The sequence below is a fragment of the Rhodococcus sp. NPDC057529 genome (genome assembly GCF_042802055.1).
Taxonomy (GTDB): Bacteria; Actinomycetota; Actinomycetes; order Mycobacteriales; family Mycobacteriaceae; genus Rhodococcus_F.
In genome coordinates, this window is record NZ_JBHVEY010000015.1 from 170118 (window position 1) to 194308 (window position 24191).

Below are 24191 nucleotides of genomic sequence, written 5' to 3' on the forward strand. Positions count from 1 at the left end.
TCAGCGTGCGAGAACGACTGCCGCCTCCGCGGTGAGCGAGGCGAACGTGAACGTTTCCTCGAGGTAGAGCGTGACGTCGTCGGCGGTGTGGCTGTCATAGCCGATCGACAGGTCCGTGCCGAGGGTCAGCTGGTTGTCGCCACCACGCGTGGACAGCACGTACCCGCCGCTGATCGCGGGGGCCCAGATGATGTCGCCGGTGACCAGGTCGCGCAGGTGGTGGAACACCGGATGCCCCTCGTCGCGGGTCTCGCTGACCGCGGTGTACGCGTCGGCGTCGAGGACCACCGAGTACGGTCCCTCGACTCCGGCGAGTCGCAGCGCCGACAGTGCGGAGGCGACGGCGTCGGGGATCAGCAGCGGATCCTCCGGAAGACTGAGAACCGGGTTGTCGCTGGACGGTCCGAGTCCGCGGATGCCCGCCTCGTCGAATCCCTGGAAGATCGACTGGTCTTCCGCGAATGCGACCGCCTTCGCGGCGTCCTTGACGGGCTGCCAGTCGGAGTCGAGGGAACCGCGGGCGACGTCGTCGACCTCGGCGCGGCTCAGGGTGAACGGGAACCGGAGTTCGACGAGCGGGTCGACCTGCCGCTGCTGGGCGCGGATCCTGCTGTCGGACGCCTTGATCGGGTTGACCCGGCCGAGGTTGTGGGCCGAATAGGAGTATCCGAACGGTCCCGCGACGTCGACCACGCGCCTGCCCGCGACGTGGCGCTTGAACGTGCGGGTGGCCTCTTCGCCGATCTGCTGCCAGGCCGCCTCGGTGACGGGTGCCAGATTGCGGTGCAGATTGCTCGAATCACTCATTGCGATACTCCTTTGAGACCACCGATTTTCAGGGACAGTTCGTACGGGTCGGCCGCGGCGGGCTCGACCGGGTCTTCGGGCACAGACTCCGCGACGACCGGTGCGTCGCCGAGCGATTCGAGCACGTCCCGGCTCGGCACGAAGAACAACGTGCCGGTGGCCGCCGTGGAGAAGTCGAGGATGCGGTCGTAGTTTCCGGGTGGCTCGCCGAGAAACATTCGCCGCAGCATCAGTTCGGTGACGGCGGGATCCTTGGCGTACCCGATGAAGTAGGTGCCGTACTCGGCCTCGCCGAGGCTGCCGAATGCCATGTTGTCCCGCAGGATCTCGTGCTCGACGCCGTCGTCGTCGACGATGCTGTTGAGGGTGACGTGCGAGTTGCTCGGCTGGACGGCGTCGTCGAGTTCGATGTTGTCGAGCTTGGTGCGCCCGATGACCCGTTCCTGTTCCTCGGTGCTCAGCGTGCTCCACCCCTCCATGTCGTGAAGGTACTTCTGCACGATCACGTAGCTGCCGCCCCGGAAGTCGGGGTCCTCGTCGCCGATCAGCGCGGCGTCGGATGCGCCGTCTTCGGTGGGATTCTCGGTGCCGTCGACGAATCCGAGGAGGTCGCGGGAATCGAAGTAGCGGAAGCCGTGCACCTCGTCGACGACGGTGGCGGCGGAGCCCAGCGCGGAGACGATCTGGCGGCCCAGTTCGAAGCACAGGTCCTTGCGGGAGGCCTTGATGTGGAACAGGACGTCGCCGGGTGTGGAGGGTGCGCTGTGGGCCGGGCCGGACAGCGGGACGAACGGGTGCAGGTGGGCCGGCTTCGACGACGCGCGAACGCGGTCCCAGAACTCCGCACCGACACCGACCACGCAGGACAGGGAGCCCGCGAGTTCGCGGAATCCCACGGCCTTGAGCGGGCCGTCGATGCCGGAGATCACGTCGCACACCGTCGCGCGGTCTTCGTCGGAGGGGCCGGCGACGAGAACCAGGAACAGGGAGGCAGGGCTGGGCGGAGTGAGGACTGCTTGGGGTGCCAATCTCGCGACTGGGCCTGGCATCTGTGTCTCCGTTCACTCCGACGTACGACGCTGCACTGTCCGGAACCTCAGGTCCCATCTAACCGTTTCGGACCGTCAGGTTCCATTCGATCGGCCCGCGTGCCGCCGCGGACCGCCGGAATGTGTCGGTGGGGGCTCCTATCGTCGAGGTCATGCCATTGTCTGTGTCCGAGCGCGAACAGTTCCTGTCCGAGCCGCACATCGCGGCGCTGTCGGTCTCCGCCGGTGAGAGCCGCGGACCCCTGACGGTCCCGATCTGGTATCAGTACGCCCCGGGAGGTGAGCTGTGGGTACTGACCGGCGCCGGTTCGGAGAAGGCGCGCCTGATCGAGGCGGCGGGGCGATTCACGATGATGGTCGAGCGAGTCGACCCCACCGTCCGGTACGTCTCCGTCGAAGGCGCGGTGACGCGAACGGCACCGGGAACCGACGCCCATCTGCGGGAGATCACCGAGCGCTACCTCGCGCCGGACAAGGTCGACGCCTACCTCGACTTCGCCAGGTCCGAACTCGGAGAACAGGTCGTTATCCACCTCCGCCCCGAGCGCTGGCTGTCGGCGGACATGGGCGCCGTCTGAAAGCGGTATCTAACCGTACGTAGCTGGGAAACATCGAGCATACAGCTGTGAACTGTGCGAACGGGAGATCTGTCGCGCGAGCGGGAAAGCGTTTACAAATTCGGTGACGTGGGTCATAGTAGTCGGGTTCCGGCAGTTCCTTTCCACAGTCAGGAGTTCTCGATGGGCATGACCGAACTCGGCACCGAGCGGTCGACCGCGGTGCCGCACGGGTCGGCGGGGCAGCAACGCCGCCGGGTGATCAAGGCGAGCGCGGCGGGAACCGTGATCGAGTGGTACGACTTCACGCTCTACGGACTCGCGGCCGCCCTCGTCTTCGGGCCCCTCTACTTCCCCGGGGCGGGATCCCTCGCCGGCACGATGGCCGCCTTCGGGACGTTCGCCGTCGGCCTCGGCGCCCGCCCGATCGGTGGGCTGGTCTTCGCGCACTTCGGCGACCGGATCGGCCGCAAGCCGATGCTCCTCATGACCCTGCTCGTGATGGGCGCCTCGACGACGCTGATCGGCGCACTGCCCACCGCGGACGCGATCGGCATCTGGGCGCCGATTCTCCTGATCGTCCTCCGCCTGTTCCAGGGCGCAGGCGCGGGCGCCGAGTTCGCCGGGGCGATCACGATGGTCACCGAATCGACCGACAGCTCCCGGCGAGCGCTCTCCAGCGCCTATCCGGGGGCCGCGATCTACGTCGGAACCGGCGGCGCCACCGCGATCTTCGCGTTGCTCACGCTGATGCCCGACGACCTCTTCCTGTCCTGGGGGTGGCGTCTTCCGTTCCTGGCCAGCGCGGTCATCGTTCTCGTCGCCGGGTACCTGCGTCTGAAGGTGAACGAGACGGCGGCGTTCGAGGAGGCCGCCCAGCACGGTGAGGTGGACCGTGCACCGCTGGTCGACGCGGTCCGCAACCACTGGCGGCAGATCCTGTGCGGACTGGCCCTGTTCAGCTTCGTGATTCCGTGGGCATACGTCATGCAGGTCTTCGCGCTGTCGTTCGTGACCAAGACCCTCGGGGTGGATTCCACCCAGGCCCTGATCGGGTTGATCGTCGCCGAGTTCTGCGCCATCCCGGTCATCCTCGGCTTCGGCCGGCTCGCCGACCGGATCGGTCGCAAGCCGGTCCTGTTGTCCGGCGCGGTCTTCGGGATCGTCTTCCCGTTCCCGATGTTCATGATGCTGGACACCCGGTCGCCGTGGATGGTCGGGCTGGCGCTGATCCTCGGTATCTGCCTCGTCCAGGGCACGACGTCCGGACCGGGCGGCGCGCTGCTCTCCGAACTGTTCCCCACCAAGATCCGCTGGAGCGGTATCGCGATCTCCCGGGAGATCCCCGCCGCGGTGGTCGGCGGCACGATCCCGCTGGTCGCCACGGCCCTCGTTGCCGTCGCGGGCGGAACACCCTGGCTCGTCGCGAGTTATCTCATGGGCCTGAGCGTGGTGGGTCTGATCGGCATCGCCCTGCTCCCCGAGACTCTCGGCCGGAGCGTGGGTGCGCGCACCCCCGTCGAGGCGGCGTCGTGACCCGGCGTGTCGTGGTGGTCGGCGCCGGTCTCGCGAGCGCCGCGCACCTCACGGCCCTGCGGGCGGTCGGCGCCGACGTCGTCGGTGTGGTGACGCGCGACGGGACGAGGGCGGCTGCGGCCCGCAGGCTGGCACCGGAGGCGCGGATTCTCCCGAGTCTCGCCGCGGCCGCGGCCGCGGCCCTGGACGCCGACACCGCGGTGGTGGTCACGCCGCCGTCGAGTCACCTCGCGGTCGCGTCTGCGCTGGCCGAACGCGGTCTGGACCTGGTGATCGACAAGCCGCTGGCGGCCTCGTTGTCCGATGCGCAGGCGATCGTGGACATGGCGGAGCGGACCGGTGTCCGGGCCGCGGTCACGCTGCAGCACCGCTACAAGGAGGCGGCGCGCCGCGCGCGGCAACTGCTGGCGGACGGCACGATCGGCACGCTCCGTTCGGCGACCGTCACCGTTCCGCTGTGGCGGCCGGACTCCTACTACGCGGAGGCCGGGCGCGGCACCTGGGAGCGCGACGGCGGCGGAGTGCTGATCACCCAGGCCATCCACACCCTCGACCTCCACCTGTCGCTGACCGGACCGGCGCGCAGTGTCGTGGCCGCTGCCTCCACCAGCCGTGGGCGGCTCGAGGCCGAGGACACGATCCACCTGCTGATCGACCAGGGCTCGAATGCGGCGTCGGTGACGGCGAGCACGGCGTCCTGGCCGGGCGGCGCCGAGACGATCCACCTCTTCGGCGACGCGGGACAGCTTCGGCTGGCCGGTGATTCGCTCGTCCTGATCGACGACAATCCCCGCACGCTCGTCGACGGGTCCGTCGATGCGTCCGGACCCGACCCGCTGTCGATGACGGCGTGGTTCCGGTCGTTGTACGAGGACGTCTTCACCAGTTGGGCGGCGGGGGCGGCGCCGCTGTCCGATGCCCGGTCCGGGTTGCGCGTGCAGTCGGTGATCGACGCCGCCTACCGGTCCGCCGCAGCAGGCACGACGCCGGAAATCGTCTCCGAGGAAAGGGAAAGTGCATGTCAGTCTTGAGTATTCGGGTCGACGGTCCGAACGAGTATCGCCTCGACCGCGGTGACGTGGCGGAACCCGCCGAGGGGGAGGTGCTCGTGGCTCTCGACTCGGCCGGGATCTGCGGCGGCGACCTGTCGCATCTGCGTGGCCGCAACGCCGTCGCCGCGTATCCCACGGTGCTGGGCCACGAATGCGCCGGACGCGTGTCGCGGGTGGGCCCGGGCACGAGTCTCACCGTCGGGCAGGCGGTGATGGTCTACCCGACGACGGGATGCGGCCGGTGCCGCGCCTGCCGCGACGGCAGGATCAACAACTGCCCGAGTATCCGGGTATTCGGGCTGTCCGATCCGCGCGGGTGTTTCAGTGAGGAATTCGTCGTCCCCGAGACGCAGTGCGTGCCCGTCAGCGACGCGGTGCTGGACCGTTTCGGGGCCCTCGTCGAACCGCTCGCGGTCGGCGTGCACGTCGTCCGCCGCGGCGGCGTGTCGGCGGGGGACACGGCGCTGGTCGTCGGGACCGGGGCGATCGGTCTCGCGACCACGCTGGTGGCCCGGAGCCGGGGCGTCCGGGTGCTCGGCGTCGATCGCTACACCGAACGGGAGCGGCCCGCCCTGGCGTGCGGGATGAGCGACTTCACGACGGAGTCGGGCGACGCGCTCGAGGGCTGGCTGCGGGACCGGACGGAATCGGTCGACCTCGTCTACGACACGGTGTGCTCCCAGGAATCCGCTCGGCTGGCGTTGCGGGTCCTCGCTCCGGGCGGCCGGTACGTGGCGATCGCGTCCGCGAAACCCGGACACGAAGTGACGCTCGATTACAGCGCGCTCTACGCCCGCGAACTGTGCGTCGTGGCGTGCCGGAACTACGTGCGGCAGGACTTCGTCGACGCGGCCGGACTGCTCGAGTCGGGGCAGGTGGACGCGTCGCCGCTGCACACCGCGACGTTCGCGCTGGACGACTTCGGCCGCGCGGTCGAGGAGCTCGAATCGAACGGCAGCAGGCACGTCAAGGTGCTGCTGACGTCGCGGAAACTGCTCGGAACGCGCGCGTTGTTGCACGGGGTGTGAGCGTCCGCGTGATCCGTGGCTTCCTTCGCGCTACGCTGTAAGCGTTTCCACCCTGTGCTGGGTGGACGGTGGCGATGGCGACGAGAGATGCAGAGGTAACGATGGCTGATCAGACCCGGGTGCCCGCGAGCCGTCGCGTTACGATCAACACCGTAGCGAAGGCCGCCGGCGTCTCGATCGCCACCGTCTCCCGCGTCATGAGCGGCAGCTCGTCGGTGACCCCGGACCTCGCGGCCCGGGTCCACAAGGTCGCCGAGGAGCTGTCCTACCGGCCCAGTAGCGCCGCCCGCGGACTCGTCCTCGGGTCGCTGAGAAACATGGGCGTGATCCTGCCCGACCTGGCCAACGCGTACTTCTTCGACGTCGTCAAGCAGATGCACCACGGCGCCACCGCCGACGGATACCGCATGCTCGTCGCCGACTACTCCGGTGACGCGGCCGACGAACTCGCCACCGCCCTCGACCTGCTCGGCCAGGTCGACGGTCTCGTGCTGCTCTCGTCGAGGATCCCGACGAGCGGGCTGAAGGAGCTCGCCAGGCAATCGACTCCCGTTCTGCTCGTCAACCGGGTGGAGCTGGGGGTCGATCTCCCCATGGTCGCGGTCGACAACTTCACCCCGATGATGGAGCTGTGCGGGCACCTCGCGAAGCTCGGCCACCGCCGGATCGTCTACGTCAAGGGCTCGGACCTGGCCTGGCAGAACCGTGAGCGGTGGCGGGCCATCGAAATGGCGAAGGTGCTCGGGATCGAGGCGACGGCGGTGCCGTCCGACGGGACCATCGAGGGTGGCTACGACGTGGTGGAGGAAGCGCTCACGCACGAGCCGACCGCTCTCGTGTGCTTCAACGACCTGACCGCGCTCGGCGTCATCTCGAAACTGCGGGAGCGGGGACTCCGTGTCCCCGAGGATATTTCGGTCACCGGGTTCGACGACATCGACATGGCGCGCCACCTGGCGCCGCGCCTGACCACGGTGGTGAGCCCGAAGATCGACCTGGGCGACCAGGCGTGGTCGCTGATGCGTGCCGCCCTGAACAACGAGACCACCACTTCTCCGCCGCTGATCTCCGCGAACGTCGTCATTCGCGAGTCGACCGGCCCCGTCCCGAGCTGAGCCGGATCGGCGGCCGAACCGCCGATCGTCCATGTCACCCCGGCGCACAGTGCTGCGTCGGTGCGGTGAAGCAGGCCGACGCGACAATCGTCGGTGAATCGTGTTGTTTCCGGTCGCCGGACAGATCTCGGAAACTTTCTGTAATCGCTTTCTTGATGTTGTTCATCTCACACTATAGTGTGTCAATACACGAGGTACATGGCGTTCATGAACCGATTGGCAAGATGTAAGCATTTACAGGAGCGGATATGACACAGCCGGGAACGGGTGCCGCGGCGAGGCGCTGGACACCGACCACCGCCACACGAGCCGTGAGCGGCATCGCGCCGGGATCGACGATCGCGCTCACCGGTTCGGGCGGCGGAATCCTCGAACCGGACACCGTGCTGAAGGCGCTGGAGGAGTGCTTTCTCGCGACCGGATCGCCGAGGGACCTCACGATCGTGCACGCCCTCGGCATCGGTGACCGGGTGCGCCGCGGAACCAACCACCTCGCGCACAAGGGCATGATCAAGCGGGTCATCGGCGGGCACTGGACGTGGTCGCCGACGATGATCGAACTCGTCCGCAACGACGAGATCGAGGCGTACGCGTGGCCCGGCGGCGCGATCAGTCAGCTGCTGCGGGAGATCGGCGCGCGCCGGCCCGGCCTCGTTACCGCCACCGGCCTCGACACGTTCGTCGACCCGCGGCACGGTGGCGGCAAGTTCACCCCGTCCGCCACCGAGGACCTCGTCGAACTCCTCACGCTGGACGGTCGTGAGTACTTGCGCTACAAGCCGTTTCCCGTCGACGTGGCCATCGTCCGCGGCGATTCCATCGACCCGTCCGGCAACGTCACGTGCTCGAGGGAGGCCGCGCAGCTCGACGCGCTGGCCGTCGCCCAGGCGGCGAAGGCCTGCGGCGGCCGGGTCATCGTCCAGGTGAAGAACCTGCTGGACCGGCCGATCGATCCGCGGCTCGTGCACATCCCGGCGGTCCTGGTGGACGACGTGGTCCACGCGCCGGCCCAATGGCAGACGTACGCAGGCGAATTCGACCCGGAACTGTCCGGCGACGCGGCGAATGCCGGCTTCGGCGCGACGGAGCACGACCCCATCCGCATGCTGATCGCCCGGCGGGCCGCCTCCGAGGTCCGGGACGGCGACGTCCTGAACGTCGGCTTCGGGGTGTCCGCCCTGGTCGTGGACGCGCTCGCCGAACAGGATCGCCTGGACGACGTCACCCTCGCCATCGAGCAGGGGCTGATCGACGGCATCCCCGTCTCCGGTGACCTGTTCGGGGCCGCGCGAGGACCGAAGGTCGTGCACTCGTCGACCACCCAGTTCGACCTGTTCTCGGGCGGATTGCTCGACGTCAGCTGCCTGGGTATGGCCGAGGTCGATGTCACCGGCGCCGTCAACGTCAGCAAGATCGGCGGCGGCATCGTCGGACCGGGCGGATTCATCGACATCTCCCAGAACTCGCCGCGCGCCGTGTTCTGCGGAACGTTCACCGCGCGCGGACTGGATATCGAGATCGTCGGGGGAGAACTGGTGATCCGGCGGGAAGGGTCGGTGCCGAAGTTCGTCGACCGCGTCGACCAGGTCACCTACTCCGGCGCTCTCGCCGTCCGTGAGGGACGCGAGGCGGTGTACGTCACCGAACGCGCCGTCTTCGTGCTCACCCGGGACGGCCTCGAACTCACCGAGGTCGCACCCGGAATCGACATCGATCGGGACATTCTGCCGCACATGGGATTCCGTCCGATCATCAAGAACCCACGCCGGATGGACGCGGGGCTGTTCGCCCCCGTCGCCGTAGAGATCTGAGGAGAGAACCACATGCCCACCGGAAACAGTGTCATTCCGTCGTCCGTGCTCGGAACCGACGAACGCAAGCTCGTCGCGGAGTTCGTCGACGAACGGATCCGGCCGGTCGCCACCGAACTGGACGAGACCGAACGATTCCCCGAAGAGATCTACGCCGAGATGGGCAAGATCGGGCTCTTCGGCATCACCGTGCCCGAGAAGCTCGGCGGATTCGGCGGCACCGCCCTCGATTACCTGTTCGTCATGGAGTCGCTGTCCTACGGTTATGCGTCGGTGGCCGACCAGTGCGGGCTCGTCGAGATCCTCGGCAGCCTGCTCGGCAGTTACGGCACCCCCGAGCAGCAGGAGCAGTACCTGCGCCCGATGCTCTCCGCCGAGAAGCGCTGCGCCTACGCGCTCACCGAGCCGGGCTCCGGATCCGACCTCGGGTCGATCACCACGCGGGCGGTGCGCAGCGGCGACGACTGGGTGCTCAGCGGCGAGAAGATCTACATCCACAACGCCCCGGTCGCGGACTTCGCGGTCGTCCTCGCCGTCACCGATCCCGAACTGGGGAAGCGCGGCGGCATCTCGGTGTTCCTGGTGGATGTCGACCAGCCCGGCGTCAGCCGCGCCTACCACGAACACAAGATGGGTCAGCGGGCGTCCCAGGTCGGCGGGCTGGTGTTCGACTCCGTCCGGCTGTCGTCCGACTCCCTCCTCGGCGAGGAGGGCAAGGCGTTCGGTTACATGATGAAGGTGCTGGCCAAGGGCCGTCTCGGGATCTCGGGACTGAGCCTCGGCATCAGCCGCGCCGCACTGGACGCCGCCACCCGGCAGTCCCTCGACCGCAGCCAGTTCGGCAAGCCGATCTCCGCCAACCAGGGCATCTCGTTCTCCCTCGCCACCGTGGCCACCGAACTGCGGGCCGGCACCGCGTTGTCGGTCGAGGCGGCGCGAGCCCTCGACACCGGAGCGGCGGACGCCGAGACGCTCTGCTCGATGGCGAAGCTGTACGCGTCAGAGGGATGCGTGCGCCACGCCGACGCCGCCGTGCAGGTGTTCGGCGGCAACGGCTTCATCCGCGGGTACGAGGTGGAGCGCCTGTACCGCGACGCGCGCATCACGAAGATCTACGAAGGCACCAGCGAAATGCAGCGGCTCATCATCAGCCGGGCCGTGCTGAAGGGTGCCGCGGGCACCGGATCGGACGAACGATGACACCGGCGAACCGATCGGTCAGGGCGGCAGTCCGGGCCGTCGGCGTTGCCGCGGCCGTCTCCGTCATGGCGAGTTCCGCCGTCGCCTGCTCGACGGGATCGGAACGGACCGAGCGGGACGGCGCCACCGTCGACCGCGGCGACATGGTGATGGTCTCCGAGGTCCGGTCGCTGACCAACCCGTACGAGGCCGCGTGGGTGCAGGGCAGCCGCGCGTACGCCGAATCGCTGGGGATCGAACTGAAGGTGATCGTCTACGGCGGCGACTCGCAGAACGCGCTGTCGCAGTTGCAGTCGGTCCTCGCCGCGGGAAAGACCGTCCTGCTCAACATCAATCCGAACACGAGCGCCGACACCCCGGCGATCGTGCGTGCCGTGCAGAACAGCGGCGGGTGCGCGGTCACCCAGTGGAGCAAGCCCTCGGACCTGCACCCCTGGGACGTCGGCAACGGGTGGGCGTCCTACGTCGCGTACGACGGTGTCCAGCAGGGCGCCGACACGGGGAAGGCGCTCGTCGACTCGCTCGGCGGCACCGGCGGCGTGATCGCGCTGCAGGGACTGCTCGCCAACGAGATCAGCCAGACCCGGTTCCAGGGCTTCCAGCAGGCCATGGACGGGCAGTCCGGCATCACGCTGCTCGACGACCAGCCCGCCGACTTCGACCGCAACAAGGCGTACACCACCACGCAGACCCTGCTCAACAAATACGGCGACCAGGTGAACGGGATCTGGGCCGCAACCGATTCCATGGCCCTCGGCGCACTGCAGGCGGTGCGTGAAGCGGGCCGGGCGGGCGAGATCAAGATCGCCAGCGCCGCGGACGCCACCCCGGAAGGGCTGGGCGCCATCGCCGACGGCGAACTGCTCTCCACCTACACGACCGACCCCTACTTCAACGGCGCGATGGGACTCGCCATCTGCTACCAGGCCATGACCGGGGACATCGACGTCGCGTCGCTGCCCCGCGAGAACCGGGAATTCTACGTCGACCAGTCGCTGATCACCGCGAGCAACGTCGACCGGTTCCGCACCGTGCCGAGTGACGAGGAGATCGTGCGGTCCGTGCAGGATCCCTTCTCCCGCATCACCGGTCCGGTGGCGCGGTAACCCCCTCACCATTCACGAACCACACAACCTTCCGAAGGAGTGACGATGTCGACGACCGAAATGACGGGGGAGGTGACGACTCCCGATCCCGCCCTGCCCGTGCGCGCCACACGACCCCGCGTGCGCCGGTTGCTGTCCACCGCAGGCCCGCTCACCGCCCTGCTCGGACTGTGCGCCGTGTTCGCCGCACTGGCTCCCGGGTTCGCGACGGCGAGCAATGCGATGGCGATCGTGGAGCAGGCCGCCATTCCCGTGATCCTCGCGATGGGCGCCACGCTGGTGGTCCTGGTAGGCGGCGTGGACCTGTCCATCGAGGGCGTGATGGCGGCCAGCGGGCTGACGTTCGTCCTGCTCGCCGCGAACAGCGTCAACGGCAACGACCTCGGACTCCTCGCGGTCCTGATCGCGCTGGGCGTCGGTCTGCTGTTCGGGGTGGCCAACGGCGTCCTGCACGTTTTCGCCCGGGTGCCGTCCTTCCTCGTCACACTGGGAACCTGGTTCGTCGGGCTCGGTGTCGCCACCGTGCTCTTCGGCACCGCCACCCCCCAACTCGCCGACCCGACGCTCGCCGCCTGGGCGGGCGGCCACTTGCTCGGACTTCCCGTCGTCGTGGTGTTCGCGCTCGCCGCCGTCGCCGTGACGGTGCTGCTGTGCACGAAGACCCGGCTCGGTATGCACACCTACGCGATCGGCGGCGACGAGGCCACCAGCCGCCTGGCGGGCGTCCCGGTCGGGCGCACCAAGATCATCCTGTTCGCGGTGGCCGGAGTCCTCTCCGGGCTCGGGGGAGTGCTGGCCACGATCCGGCTCGGCGTCGGCGACGTGAGCGTCGGATCGGGAAGCCTGTTCCTCACCCTGTCCGCGGTGGTCGTCGGCGGCACCCTGCTGTCCGGCGGGCGCGGTGGGCCGCTGCACTCCCTGGTGGGCGTGCTGCTCCTCGTGGTCCTCGGCAACGGACTGCTTCTCTCGGGCGCCAGCCCGTACATCCAGCAGGGCGCGCAGGGACTCATCATCGTGGTCGCGGTGATCGCCACCGGGTGGCCCGCCCGCAGTCGATTGAGGGTCGTGAAATGACATCGCTCCTGGAACTCCGCAACGTCACGAAGAAATTCGGACCCAACACCGTCCTCGACGACGTGAGCCTGTCCATCGCCCCGAACGAGGTGGTGGGACTGATCGGCGAGAACGGCGCCGGAAAGTCCACGCTGCTCAAGATTCTCGCGGGAGTACACCGGCAGGACGGCGGCCGGATGGTGCTCGGCGGGCGCGACGTGAGCTTGTCGAGCCCGGCCGACGCGGCCGACCACGGAATCGGGGTGGTGCACCAGGAACAGTCGCTGCTGCCGAACCTCACCGTCGGCCAGAACCTGATCCTCGGGCACGAAGGCGACACCGCCCGTGGCGGATTCCTGCGCCGGCGCCGGATCCGGGCCCGTGCCCAGGAGATGCTGTCGGTGGTGGAGTCGACCGTCGACCCGGGTGTACTCACCGAGACGCTCGGTTTCGCGCAGCGCCAGATGGTGGAGGTGGCGCGCGCCGTCGCGTCCAGGCAGTCCGAACACCCGCCGCTGCTCATCCTCGACGAGCCGACGTCGGTGCTCGAACCCGAGGACGTCGAGGTGCTCCACCGCCGGGTCGCCGCCCTCAAGGAACGCGGCTCCGTCATCTTCGTCTCGCACCGCCTCGACGAGGTTCTCCGCTTCTCCGACCGCGTGTACGTGCTGCGCGACGGCAAGGTGGTCGGCGAGAGAATCGCTTCGGCGGCAACCGAATCCGAGCTGTACCAGCTGATGATCGGGAAGGGTGCGGCCGAGGAGATCTACTCGTCGGAGCGCAAGCGCGCCGTCCCCCGGACCGGAACGCCGACGCTGTCGGTCCGCAATCTCACGTGTGGCGGCAAGGCGACGGACGTCTCGCTCGACGTCCACGCCGGCGAGATCGTGTCGGTGGTGGGGGTGGTCGACTCCGGCCGCGAGGAGGTGGCCCGCGCCGTGTTCGGCGCCGTCCCCGTCGACTCCGGAACCGTCGAGATCGACGGGCAGCGTTCGGCGCCGGGATCACCCGCGGACGCCGTGCGCTCCGGTGTCGCGTACGTTCCGGCCGAGCGTCGCGTCGAGGGCATGATCGCCGGGGCGACCGTCGCACAGAATATCGCGACGGTGCATCCGGTGAAGGCGGGCGGCGGCCGCATCTCCTCCGGCGCCCGGGTGCAGGAGACGGCGCGCACCTGGATCGACAGACTCGGCATCCGGCCCGCCGACCCCGACGCCGACATCGCGCGACTGTCGGGCGGCAACCAGCAGAAGGCCGTGGTCGCCAAGTGGATCCTGGGCGACGGCCTGAAGGTGCTGGTGCTCGACCACCCCACCCGCGGGCTCGACATCGGCGCGAAGGAAGACCTGTACGCCCTGTTCCGCGACCTGTCCGAGCGGGGAGTGTCGATTCTGGTGCTCGCCGACACCCTGGACGAGGCGATCGGCCTCGGCCACCGCGTGATCGTGATGCGCGACGGTGAGATCACCGCCGAGTTCGACTCGCCGCCCGGAAACCCGCCCAGCAAACTCCAACTCCTCGAGAAGATGATGTGATCGCCGTGGCAACAGAAACTTTCACCGAGAGGACTTCCGCCGAGACGCGCGCACCCGGGGGTGCGGCGGCCGCGGTGTCCCGGACGGCGCGGGACCGGCTGCGTCTTGCGGGGCCGTCGGCCGTGCTGGTCGCGCTCGTCCTCCTCGTCGCACTCGCCGAACCGAACTTCCTGTCCGTGAACGCCCTCGCCGTGGTCTCGGCGCAGGCGGTGCCGATTCTGCTGCTGGGGCTGGGGCAGATGTTTGTCATCCTCACCGGTGGCATCGACCTGTCGGTAGCGGCGCTCGCGTCTCTCGCCACGGTGATCCTGGCGACGGCGATCGGCGCCCTCGGTCCGCTCGCCGTCGTCGTCACGCTCGTGGCGCTCACCCTGATCGGCGCGCTCACCGGTCTGCTGATCGTGTTCGGGCAGGTCCCGTCGTTCGTCGTCTCGCTCGGTGCGCTGGGATTCTGGGGTGCCGTCGCGCTCGTCGCCTCGGGGTCGACCACCATCTACATCAGCGAAGGCTACGACGCGATCTTCTGGCTCAGTTCGTGGACGGTGCTCGGACTGCCGATGGCGGTGTGGGCGGGCGTGGCCGCGGTGGCCGCGGTGTTCTGCGCGATGCGGTTCTCGCCGCGGGGCAACGTCTTCCACCTCGTCGGGCTGGGGGAGATCGCGGCGATGATGAGCGGCGTCCGGACCCGGGTGGTCCGAGTCGGAGCGTTCGCCCTGTCCGGTTTCTTCGCGGGAGCCGCGGGTATCGTGTTGTCGGCCCAGCAGCAGAGCGCCGCACCGCAACTCGCGGACTCGCTGCTGCTTCCCGCGATCGCGGCCGTGCTGGTCGGCGGCTGCGCCATCACCGGTGGAATCGGCGGCGCGTGGCGGGTGCTCGTCGGCGCCCTGGTGGTCACCGTCCTCCGGGTGGGCGGTTCGGTGGCCGGCATCGATCCCAGCTTCCAGCAGATCGTGTACGGCGTGGTCGTCATCGTCGCGGTCGCCGTGACGCTCGACCGCAGCCGGCTCTCGATCATCAAGTAAGACTCTGTGTCAGTGTGAGATTCGAAGGAGAACGATGAGTACGACGGCACGCGGTGCGGTGATTCACGAAGTGGGCGGCAAGTGGGAGGTCGACGATCTCGTCCTCGCCGAGCCCGGTCCCGGGGAGGTGCGGATCAAGGTGATGGCGTCCGGGCTGTGCCACTCGGACGATCATCTCGTCACCGGCGACATCCCCAACACGCTGCCACTGGTCGGCGGTCACGAGGGTGCCGGGGTGATCGACGCGGTCGGTCCCGGGGTGACCCGGCTCGCCGTCGGCGATCACGTGGCCACCGCCTATCTCCCCGCCTGCGGAACTTGCGCCTGGTGCGCGCAGGGGATGCAATATATCTGCGATACGGGGGCCGGTATGGAGGCTGGTTTCATGCTCGACGGAACGGCGCGGTTCGCCACGCAGTCGGGGCGGCCGATCGGCGCCATGCAACGCCTCGGCACGTTCGCGAACTACCTCGTCACGTCCCAGGCGCAGGCGGTGAAGATCGACGCGGACATCCCGTTCGACGTGGCCTGCCTCGTGTCGTGCGGGGTCGCGACCGGCTGGGGCTCCGCCGTGAACGGCGCGGGCGTCCGTCCCCGGGACACGACGCTGGTCGTCGGTGTCGGCGGTGTGGGGATCAACGCGGTGCAGGGCGCCCACCACGCGGGGGCCGCGCACGTCGTCGCCGTCGACCCGGTGGCGTTCAAACGCGAACGCGCCCTCGAACTCGGCGCCACCCACGCGTACGCATCGATCGACGAGGCCATGCCGTTCGTCCGCTCGGTCACCAACGGCCAGGGCGCGGACAACGCCGTCGTCACCGTCGGGGTGGTGGACGGTCAGCTGATCGCCGACGCGTTCGGCGCCGTCCGCAAGGAGGGCACCGTCGCGGTCGTGTCGATCGGACAAAACGCACCGGGGATCCCGATCAGCCCGCTCGAACTGGTGGTCTACGCCAAGCACCTGCGCGGGGTCCTGTTCGGCAACTGCAACCCCACCCGGGACATCCCGGCGCTCCTCGACTACTACAAGTCGGGGCGATTGAAGCTCGACGAACTGATCACCAGGCGATACGCCCTGGACCAGGTGAACGACGCCTACGCGGACCTGCACGCAGGGCTCAACCTGCGCGGCGTCCTCATCCACGAACACTGACAAGGAACGGCTCCAGATGTCGACAGTCGAAGCAACACACCTCCGCACCTACGGGCACTTCATCGGTGGCCGGGCGGTGCCCCAGTCGGACACCACGTTCGAGCGGGTCAGCCCGGCCGACGGCCGCGTACTCGCGACGTACACCGCGGGCACGCGCGCCGACGCGCTGGGCGCCGTCGCCGTCGCCCGCACGGCGTTCGACGAGGGGGAATGGCCGCACTGGACCGCGATGGACCGCGGCCGCGCGCTCCTGCGCTGCGCTGGGCTGATGCGCGAACACGAGGAACACCTCGCCCGCGTCGACGCCGAGGAGACCGGGAAACCGATCACCCTCGCCCGCGGAGACGTCGCGGCGAGTATCGAGTTGTTCGAATACGCCGCGGCCCTGGCCATGACGATGCACGGCGAGGCACACACGGCGCTGGGCGACGACTGCACCGCCATGGTGGTCCGCGAGCCGGCCGGTGTGGTCGGCATGATCATTCCCTGGAACTTCCCGCTGCTCCTGCTCGCGCAGAAGCTGCCGTTCGCGCTCGGCGCCGGCTGCACCGCCGTGATCAAGCCCGCGGAGTTCACGTCCGGCACCGCACTCGAACTGGCCCGGTTGCTCACCGAGGCCGGCGTTCCCGACGGCGTGGTGAACGTGGTCACCGGTGCCGGTTCGGTGGTCGGCGCACCCCTCGCGGAGAGCCCGTTCGTCGACATCCTGTCGTTCACCGGGAGCACCGAGACGGGCAAGCGCATCGTGGAGGCGTCCGCGGGCAGCGTCAAGCGGCTGTCGATGGAACTGGGCGGCAAGGCCGCCAGCGTCGTGTTCGCCGACGCAGACCTCGACGACGCCCTCGACGGTGTGCTGTTCGGGGTGTTCTTCAACCAGGGCGAATGCTGTGTGTCGGGTGCCCGGCTCCTGATCCAGGATTCGATCGCGGACGCCTTCCTGAGCCGCCTCGTCGAGGCCGCCGGCCGCATCACCGTGGGCGGTCCGCTCGACGAGGCGAGCGAACTGGGTCCGATGATCGACGCGGGCCACCTCGCGACCGTGCTCGGCCACATCGACGCGGCGCGGCGTGACGGTGCAACCGTCCTGACCGGTGGCGGGCGGCTCGACGGCGAGAACTGGGGACGAGGACATTTCGTCGCACCCACGATTCTCGACGGCGTCGGCGAGGAATCCGCGGCCTTCCAGGAGGAGATCTTCGGCCCCGTCCTCACCGTCACCCGGTTCAGCGACGTCGACGACGCCATCCGGCTCGCGAACGCCACGGAATACGGACTGGCCGGGTCGATCTGGACCAAGAACATCGACAAGGCGCTGCGGGTGGCTCGTGAGATGCGCAGCGGCCGGGTGTGGGTGAACACCACCATCGACGGCGCCCCGCAACTGCCTGCCGGCGGCATGAAGCAGAGCGGGTTCGGCCGCGAGATGGGCCAGGCCGGCTTCGACGAGTTCACCGATGTCAAGACCATTCAGATCCGCACCGGACCACGCACGCGAGTGTTCCCGAACTGGACCGGAGGCAACCGATGAGTGCCGGCACCTACGACTACGTCATCGCGGGCGGTGGCACGGCGGGCTGTGTGCTCGCCGGGCGGCTGACCGAGGATCCGACGGTTCGGGTTCTCCTGCTCGAGGCCGGCGGCAACGACCGGCATCCGTTCATCCACGTGCCCGCGGGATTCGCGAAACTCACCGCGAGTAAATACGACTGGGGATTCTCGAGTGTTCCCCAGGAGCACTGCAACGGGCGCGTCATCCCGCTCGCGCAGGGCAAGGTGATCGGCGGGGGCGGCTCGATCAACGCCCAGGTGTTCACGCGCGGCGCGCACGAGGACTACGACGAGTGGGCGCTGAAATACGGTTGCGCCGGATGGTCGTTCGACGAGATCCAGAAGTACTTCCTCCGGTCCGAGGACAACGAACGACTGTCGGCGCCGTACCACGGGACCGACGGGCCGCTCGGTGTGTCCGACCCGATCAACCCGCATCCGCTGTCGAAGTCGTTCGTCCAGGCGGGGCAGGAATTCGGCTTGCCGTTCAACGGTGACTTCAACGGCGAGCACCAGTACGGTGTCGGCCTCTACCAGACGACCACGAAGAACGCCCGCCGGTGCAGCGCCGCTGTCGCCTACCTCGGACCCGCCAGGAAGCGCCCCAACCTCACGGTGCGGGAGAACGTCGTCGTGTCGCGGGTACTGCTCGACGGCGGACGCGCCACCGGGATCGAGGTGCTCACCCCGCACGGCGTGGAGACGTTCCGCGCGTCCCGCGAGGTGCTCGTCGCCGCCGGCGCGTTCGGATCGCCGAAGATCCTGCAGCTGTCCGGGATCGGGCACCCGGACGATCTGCGGGACGCGAATGTCGAGGTGGCCCATGCCCTTCCCGGGGTCGGCCGGAACCTGCACGATCACTGCGATCTCGACGTCATCTACGAACTCCGCGAGTACCAGAGCCTGGACCGCCTGAACCTGATGCGTCCGGCCACGGCCAAGGCGGGGCTCGAGTACGCCGCCTTCCGGCGGGGTCCGCTGGCGTCGACGGTCGTCGAGGCCGGTGGATTCAGCTTCGGGCACGCGCAGGAATCGATCCCGGACCTGCAGTTCCACTTCCTGCCCGCCGCCGGCGTCGAGGCCGGCGTCGCGGCGGTCCGCCCGGGATACGGCTGCACCCTGAACTCGTACGCGCTGCGGCCGGAGAGCCGCGGGTCGGTGAAGATCCGGTCGAACGATCCCACCGCCCAGCCGCTGATCGACCCGAACTTCCTCGCCACCGACTTCGACCTCGAGTCGAGCATCGAGGGGCTGCGGCAGAGCCGGGAGATCATGGCGCAGTCGTCGATGGCCCGGCACATCAAGGCGGAGCACCTGGCCGGGGGACTGTCGGTGAACACGAAGGACGATTACGTGAAGTTCGTCCGCGCGTACGGCCGCACCTCGTACCACCCGGTCGGCACGTGCGCGATGGGCGTCGGGGACGACGCCGTGGTCTCCCCGGAACTGAAGGTGAGGGGCACCGAGGGTCTGCGGGTGGTCGACTCGTCCGTCATGCCGCGGATCGTCAGTTCCAACACGCAGGCTCCCACGGTGATGATCGCCGAGAAGGCCGTCGATCTGATCCGTGGGGAAGGATGACCGGATGACCACTTTTTCCGGACTGACCGCAGACGTCGCCAGTGAGGCCGTCGAACTCGCCCTCCCGTCGATCGAGAACCTCTCCCACGGAAGCCCGGGGCACCTCGTCGTGCTCCGGCCGGGCGTCGCCCCGTCCGCCGATGCGGAGTTGCCCGTCGTCTACCGCCGCAGCTGGGGTGAGAAGAAGGACTGGCGCGGGCCGTACGACGCGATCGCCGAGTCGAAGGCGCGGATCAGCTGGACCACCGGACTGCCGTCGCACGCCGTGCAGCAGTTGCACCCGTACCTCTACCAGCAGGGGTGGACCAAATGGGGTGGTAGCGCGGTGGGCGAGGGCGGGCTCGTCGTGGCGTACAGCGGCGACAAGTGGTTCCACGACCAGTTCTATTCGGAACTCGTCGTCTCGGCGATCAAGGTGGTGTGCCTCCGCGAGATGGACGCCGTGATGCGCGACCCGGGCACCCTGTTCCTCGGCAATGGAAGTGAGAATTCATGAAGGTGAACGACACTCGGGGATTCGGGCGCGCCGGCTTCGACGTCACCCTCCTCGGATACGGCGGTGCGCCCATCGGCAACATCTTCCGGCCGATCCCCGAGGTGGACGCCCAGGCGCAGATCGCCGAGGCGTGGAACATGGGTGTGCGGTCGTTCGACACCGCACCCATGTACGGGCACGGCCTGTCCGAGCACCGGTTGGGCCACGCACTGCTGACGGCGGACCGCGAAGACTACGTGTTGTCCACGAAGGTCGGGCGGACGCTGACACCCGCGGCGCGGGGGTCGTTCGACACCGGGATCTGGGTGGACACCCCGCCGTTCCGGGCCGACTTCGACTACTCGTACGACGCCGTGCTGCGGCAGGTGGAGGACAGCCTGCAGCGCATGTGCCAGGACAGGTTCGACATCCTGTACGTGCACGACGTCGACCGGTACACGCACGGCGACGCCCAGCCCGCGCGGTTCGCGGAGGCGCTCGCGGGTGCGTTTCCCGCGCTGATCCGGTTGCGGGACGAGGGTGTGGTCCGGGCGATCGGTATCGGGGTCAACGAGGCCGACGTCTGCGTCGACGCCCTCGAACGCGTCGACCTCGACTGCGTCCTCCTCGCGGGCAGATACACACTGCTCGAGCAGGATCCGGTGACCGACCTGCTGCCGCTCGCGGCGGAACGCGACGTCGCGATCGTGCTCGGCGGTGTGTTCAACTCGGGCGTCCTGGCCACCGGCGCGGTCGCGGGCGCCAAGTTCAACTACCAGCAGGCGCCGGAAGAGGTGCTCGGCCGGGTACGCGACTTCGAGAAGTTCTGCGCGCGCCACGGGGTTCCGTTGGCGGCCGCGTCGATTCAGTTCGCGGCCGCGCATCCCGCGGTGCGGGAACTCCTGCTGGGCGCCAGGAACTGCGACCAGTTGCGGCAGAACGCGGCCTGGCTCGAACACCCGATCCCAGCCGAATTCTGGCAGGACCTGCGCGCCGCGGGGCTGATCCGGGAGGAGGCGCCCACCCCGGCCTGACCGGCGGTCACATCGTGTACGGAGACGTCGAGTTCTGCAGTTCCTCCAGGAAGTCGGAGGGCACCGTCGGCCGGTCCGGGGGCCAGTCGCCGGCCAGTTGATCGGCCCGCAGATCCGCGATCAGTGCGACGACGAGGGGCCCGCCGTCGGGAAGTACCCGGTGGAGTCCGCGCGCCGCACAGATCGCGGCGATGGACGCGAGTGCCTGCTTCGCCTCGTCTTCGCGGCCCGCCGCGGCGAGGCACGCCACCCGGAGGCGCTCGGCCAGCAGGTGGCCGCGGTTGCGGCCGGTGCCTGCCAGCCGGTCGGTCCACTCCTGCGTCCACACGCACGCCGTCTCGATGTTCTCGCGGGCCCCGGTGGCGAGCAGCATCCGAACCGCGGTGGCCTCCTCGACCTGCGCGACGATCTCGTCGATGCCCGCCACCGGGCGCCGCCGGTTCTCGTAGCGGACCGGGTCCGGTGCGCCGAGGGTCGGATGCGGGGCGATGCCGAGTCGCCGGCGTTCGTTCTCGACGCGGGCCCGCAGGCGGGCGAGGGAGAAGGTCCCGGCCACCTCGAGTCCGGCGTGGAGGCGTTTCGTCGCTTCCTCCCGGTCGCCGCGCAGCGCCTTGACGTGCGCTCCGGTGACGAAGCGGGCGACCTTGAAGTCCACCCCGCCGGTCTCGATGGCCAGGGTGTATCCGTCGTCGAGGAGACGCTCGGCCTCCTCGACGTCCCCGCGTTCGTAGAGCACCTCACCGAGCAGCGACCCCGCGAGCCGGGCGGACGGTGCGCGCGGGCCGCCCAGTTTCCGGCCTGCGCGGCGGGCGCGCCGGAAACGGTCGACGGCATCGTCGATGTCGAGTTGCTCGTACGAGGCGACACCCAGATAGCTCTGTCCGTGAACGACGTTGTGCGGTCCCTTGTTCCGCTCGTAGAAGGGCCGCGCGACCTCCTGGATCCTGCGCACTTCCGCGAAGTCGAAGCGGTACACGGCGGCGAACGTGGTGACGTTGAACGCGGCGCACACCACCCACGGGTGCAGCGACTCCGGGCGGGCGAGGCAGTCGCCGACGAGTTCGTCGATCCGTTCGGTGCGGTCGTTGCGCAGTTCCGCCACGGCACGCACGACGCCCGCCTCGGCCCGCAGATCCGCCGTGTCACCTGCGCTCGCGTCGCTGTCCGCGAGCGCCCGTTCGGCGCGTTCGAGGGCGCGTTCGGCGGTCGTGGTCCGGTTCGCCATCGCGTTCGCCCACGCCGTCGTGACCTGCAGCCGGGCGCTCGCGGCGACGAGACCCGGCGGCAGCATGTCGACCACCGCGGACAACGTCGCCGACTGCGACTGCTCGAGCAGCAACAACCCGTCGGCCTCGACGAGTTCCACGGCACGTTGCTCCTCGCCGCCGGCGAGGGCGTGCTCGACGGCCTCGCGGAGCAGGCTGTGGTCGCAGAACCAGCGGGAGGCGGCGCGGTGCAGTTCCCGGATGCGGTCGGGCTGGTCGCGTTCGAGCCTGCGGCGCAGGAACTCCGCGAACAGCGTGTGGTAGCGGAACCACGTTCGCTCGTCGTCGATGTGGCGCAGGAACAGGTCCCGGTCCTCGGCCGCCTCGAGCAACGCCTGCCCACGGGCGGTGCCTGCGAGCGTGCCCGCGAGACTGCCGCACGTGCGTTCGGTGATCGAGGTGGCCAGCAGGAAGTCGAGCATCTCGGGTTCGAGGGTGTCGAGGACGTTCTCGGCGAGGAATTCGCCGATCGCGTGGTGGCGCCCGGACAGTCCGGCGATCAGCTCCGACGGATCGGCGCGCCCGCGCAGCGACAGCGACGCCAGTTGCAGCGCCGCCACCCAGCCGTCCGTCGAGTCGCGCAGTTCGGTGACGTCCTCGGTGTCGAGGGGCAGGCCGCCGAGGTCGACGAGGAACGACTGTGCCTCGGAATCGTCGAAACGCAGTTCCGAATAATCGATTTCGACGAGTTCGTCCTTGACCCGCATCCGGCTCATCGGCAAACCGGCCCGGGTCCGGCTCGTCACCACGACCTGCAGGTGGTGGCACCCGTTGTCGAGGAGGAACTCCAGTGCGGCGATCGTCGCGGGTTCCGACACCCGCTGCCAGTCGTCGATGATCAGGGCGATGCGTTCGCCGCTCTCGTGGATCTGGTTGACGAGCGAGGTGAGCACGTACCGTTCGGCCTCGTCGTCGTGCTCCTCGAGGACCTGGCCGAGTTCCTTCGCCAGGTTGGGGCGCACGCGGCGGATCGCCTCGATGAGGTGCGCGACGAACCACACCACGTTGTCGTCGTCGCTGTCGACGGTCAGCCACGCGACCGCGACCCCTTCGTCGGCGAGGACGTTCCGCCACTGGGCGGCGAGGGTGCTCTTGCCGAATCCGGTGGGACCGTGGATCACGGTCAGCAGGCGCCGGCGGCCTGCCCGCAGCAGGTCGATCAGGCGGCCGCGCTCCACGAGTTGCCGGGTCGCGGCGGGCGGCCGGAACCGGGTGGCCGGCGCGGGCGGCGGCGTCGACGCATACTTCGCCCGTCCCGTCGTGGAGGTCCGGAACGGACCGGACACGGTCGAGACCGTGCCGTGCGAGGCGTCCTCGCCGTGATGGACGCCGGGGTCGACGGGCATCGCCATCTCGTCCACGGCCAGACCGTGGTGGCGCTCGACCTCCCGCAGTTCGTCTCCGAAGGCGGCGGCGGACGCGGGGCGACCGTCCGGTTTCCCGGCCATCGCCCGCTGGATCACGGCGCTGAGGTCCTCGGGGAATCCCTCGCTGCGCAGGTCCGGGACGGGCTGGGTGGTGATGCGCAGGAACTGCGCGATCACCTCCTCGCCGTTGTGCCGTTCGAACGCGGCGTGCCCGGTGATCGCGCTGAACAGGGTCGCGCCGAGGCTGTACACGTCGGACGCGGCGGTCGGGGTCCGCCCCGACAGCACCTCCGGCGCGGTGAACGCGGGGGATCCGGTGACGGTGCCCGCCGTCGTCTCGAACGCCCCCGACATGCGGGCGATCCCGAAATCGGTGAGTTGGGGTTCGCCGTACTCCGTGAGCAGGATGTTTCCCGGTTTGACGTCGCGGTGCAGGATGCCGACCCGGTGCGCCGTTTCGAGGGCGCCGGCGAGTTTCACCCCGATGCGCACGGCGTCGCTCCACGGGATGGGCCCGCGCCGGCGGATCTGCGCGTCCAGCGAATCGTGGGGGTGGTACTGCATCACGATGTACGGCCTGCCGGTGTCGGTGGTCCCGACCTGCATGATGTTGACGATGTGCGGGTGGCCGCTCAGCCTGCCCATGGCGCGCTGCTCCCGCAGGAAGCGTTCGAGGTTCTCGGCGTCGAGCGCGGAAGTGAGAACCTTCACTGCCACCGTGCGGTCGAGTTCCGGTTGCGCGCACCGATATACCACCCCGAACCCACCGTGCCCGATCTCCTTGGCGTCCTCCAGCCCGACCGCGGACAGCTCGGCCGTGAAGGTCGCAGACACCGACTCACGCTGGGTGGCGAGCGGGTCGAAATCGGTCATGCCACCACCTCTTCGCTCGCCATC

Annotated in this window: 20 protein-coding genes; 16 read left to right on the plus strand and 4 right to left on the minus strand. The window is 69.1% G+C overall.

The features are described 5' to 3' along the window. Entirely contained in the window at window positions 1-807 is an 807-nt protein-coding gene (locus ACFU5V_RS27805; RefSeq protein WP_378429770.1) for a family 1 encapsulin nanocompartment shell protein, read from the minus strand. Then, window positions 804-1856, minus strand: coding sequence for a Dyp-type peroxidase (locus tag ACFU5V_RS27810; protein WP_378703118.1), 1053 nt, complete (start codon window positions 1854-1856; stop codon window positions 804-806). The genes ACFU5V_RS27805 and ACFU5V_RS27810 overlap by 4 nt, the downstream gene beginning before the upstream one ends. Window positions 1857-2008: 152 nt before the next feature. On the opposite strand from ACFU5V_RS27810, the gene ACFU5V_RS27815 reads away from it, so the two are divergent. From ACFU5V_RS27815 to ACFU5V_RS27835, 5 genes are all read left to right on the plus strand, one after another. Beyond that, on the plus strand, window positions 2009-2434 hold the full coding sequence (locus ACFU5V_RS27815; RefSeq protein ID WP_378703119.1) for a pyridoxamine 5'-phosphate oxidase family protein: 426 nt from the start codon (window positions 2009-2011) through the stop codon (window positions 2432-2434). Between the two features lie 162 nt (window positions 2435-2596). Next, window positions 2597-3949 carry an MFS transporter gene (locus ACFU5V_RS27820; RefSeq protein WP_378703120.1) on the plus strand — a complete coding sequence of 451 codons (1353 nt, stop codon included), beginning with the start codon at window positions 2597-2599 and terminating at the stop codon, window positions 3947-3949. Beyond that, window positions 3946-4980 (plus strand): Gfo/Idh/MocA family protein, encoded by a 1035-nt coding sequence (locus tag ACFU5V_RS27825; RefSeq protein ID WP_378703121.1) that lies wholly within the window; start codon window positions 3946-3948, stop codon window positions 4978-4980. The genes ACFU5V_RS27820 and ACFU5V_RS27825 overlap by 4 nt, the downstream gene beginning before the upstream one ends. Continuing rightward, window positions 4977-6029, plus strand: a complete 1053-nt coding sequence (locus ACFU5V_RS27830) for an alcohol dehydrogenase catalytic domain-containing protein (RefSeq protein ID WP_378703159.1) — start codon at window positions 4977-4979, stop codon at window positions 6027-6029. Before ACFU5V_RS27825 ends, ACFU5V_RS27830 begins: the two co-directional genes overlap by 4 nt. 101 nt (window positions 6030-6130) lie before the next feature. After that, a complete protein-coding gene (locus tag ACFU5V_RS27835; protein ID WP_378703122.1) occupies window positions 6131-7144 on the plus strand; it encodes a LacI family DNA-binding transcriptional regulator in 1014 nt (337 codons plus the stop codon). 34 nt (window positions 7145-7178) lie between these two features. Here the strand turns inward: ACFU5V_RS27835 and ACFU5V_RS27840 are convergent, their stop codons facing one another. Beyond that, window positions 7179-7310, minus strand: coding sequence for a hypothetical protein (locus ACFU5V_RS27840; protein WP_378703123.1), 132 nt, complete (start codon window positions 7308-7310; stop codon window positions 7179-7181). A gap of 82 nt (window positions 7311-7392) precedes the next feature. Here ACFU5V_RS27840 and ACFU5V_RS27845 point away from each other — a divergent pair, with 82 nt between their 5' ends. Genes ACFU5V_RS27845 through ACFU5V_RS27895 form a run of 11 tightly spaced genes read left to right on the plus strand, consistent with a single transcriptional unit; the run spans window position 7393 to window position 20662 of the window. Then, window positions 7393-8955, plus strand: a complete 1563-nt coding sequence (locus tag ACFU5V_RS27845; RefSeq protein WP_378703124.1) for a CoA-transferase — start codon at window positions 7393-7395, stop codon at window positions 8953-8955. A gap of 12 nt (window positions 8956-8967) precedes the next feature. Then, entirely contained in the window at window positions 8968-10155 is a 1188-nt protein-coding gene (locus ACFU5V_RS27850) for an acyl-CoA dehydrogenase family protein (protein ID WP_378703125.1), read from the plus strand. Then, on the plus strand, window positions 10152-11261 hold the full coding sequence (locus ACFU5V_RS27855; RefSeq protein ID WP_378703126.1) for a sugar ABC transporter substrate-binding protein: 1110 nt from the start codon (window positions 10152-10154) through the stop codon (window positions 11259-11261). The genes ACFU5V_RS27850 and ACFU5V_RS27855 overlap by 4 nt, the downstream gene beginning before the upstream one ends. A gap of 45 nt (window positions 11262-11306) precedes the next feature. Beyond that, on the plus strand, window positions 11307-12335 hold the full coding sequence (locus ACFU5V_RS27860; RefSeq protein WP_378703127.1) for an ABC transporter permease: 1029 nt from the start codon (window positions 11307-11309) through the stop codon (window positions 12333-12335). Further along, window positions 12332-13849: a sugar ABC transporter ATP-binding protein gene (locus ACFU5V_RS27865; protein ID WP_378703128.1), complete on the plus strand. Its 1518-nt coding sequence runs from the start codon at window positions 12332-12334 to the stop codon at window positions 13847-13849. The genes ACFU5V_RS27860 and ACFU5V_RS27865 overlap by 4 nt, the downstream gene beginning before the upstream one ends. A gap of 5 nt (window positions 13850-13854) precedes the next feature. Beyond that, window positions 13855-14871 (plus strand): ABC transporter permease, encoded by a 1017-nt coding sequence (locus ACFU5V_RS27870; protein ID WP_378703129.1) that lies wholly within the window; start codon window positions 13855-13857, stop codon window positions 14869-14871. A gap of 34 nt (window positions 14872-14905) precedes the next feature. Continuing rightward, window positions 14906-16024: a Zn-dependent alcohol dehydrogenase gene (locus ACFU5V_RS27875; RefSeq protein WP_378703130.1), complete on the plus strand. Its 1119-nt coding sequence runs from the start codon at window positions 14906-14908 to the stop codon at window positions 16022-16024. Between the two features lie 16 nt (window positions 16025-16040). After that, complete coding sequence (locus ACFU5V_RS27880; RefSeq protein ID WP_378703131.1) at window positions 16041-17552, plus strand: aldehyde dehydrogenase family protein; 1512 nt, start codon at window positions 16041-16043, stop codon at window positions 17550-17552. After that, window positions 17549-19153 carry a GMC family oxidoreductase gene (locus tag ACFU5V_RS27885; protein WP_378703132.1) on the plus strand — a complete coding sequence of 535 codons (1605 nt, stop codon included), beginning with the start codon at window positions 17549-17551 and terminating at the stop codon, window positions 19151-19153. Before ACFU5V_RS27880 ends, ACFU5V_RS27885 begins: the two co-directional genes overlap by 4 nt. Window positions 19154-19157: 4 nt before the next feature. Further along, window positions 19158-19649: a hypothetical protein gene (locus tag ACFU5V_RS27890; protein WP_378703133.1), complete on the plus strand. Its 492-nt coding sequence runs from the start codon at window positions 19158-19160 to the stop codon at window positions 19647-19649. Continuing rightward, a complete protein-coding gene (locus tag ACFU5V_RS27895) occupies window positions 19646-20662 on the plus strand; it encodes an aldo/keto reductase (protein ID WP_378703134.1) in 1017 nt (338 codons plus the stop codon). Before ACFU5V_RS27890 ends, ACFU5V_RS27895 begins: the two co-directional genes overlap by 4 nt. Before the next feature lie 7 nt (window positions 20663-20669). Here the strand turns inward: ACFU5V_RS27895 and ACFU5V_RS27900 are convergent, their stop codons facing one another. Beyond that, on the minus strand, window positions 20670-24167 hold the full coding sequence (locus ACFU5V_RS27900) for a protein kinase (RefSeq protein WP_378703135.1): 3498 nt from the start codon (window positions 24165-24167) through the stop codon (window positions 20670-20672). Window positions 24168-24191 lie beyond the last annotated feature (24 nt).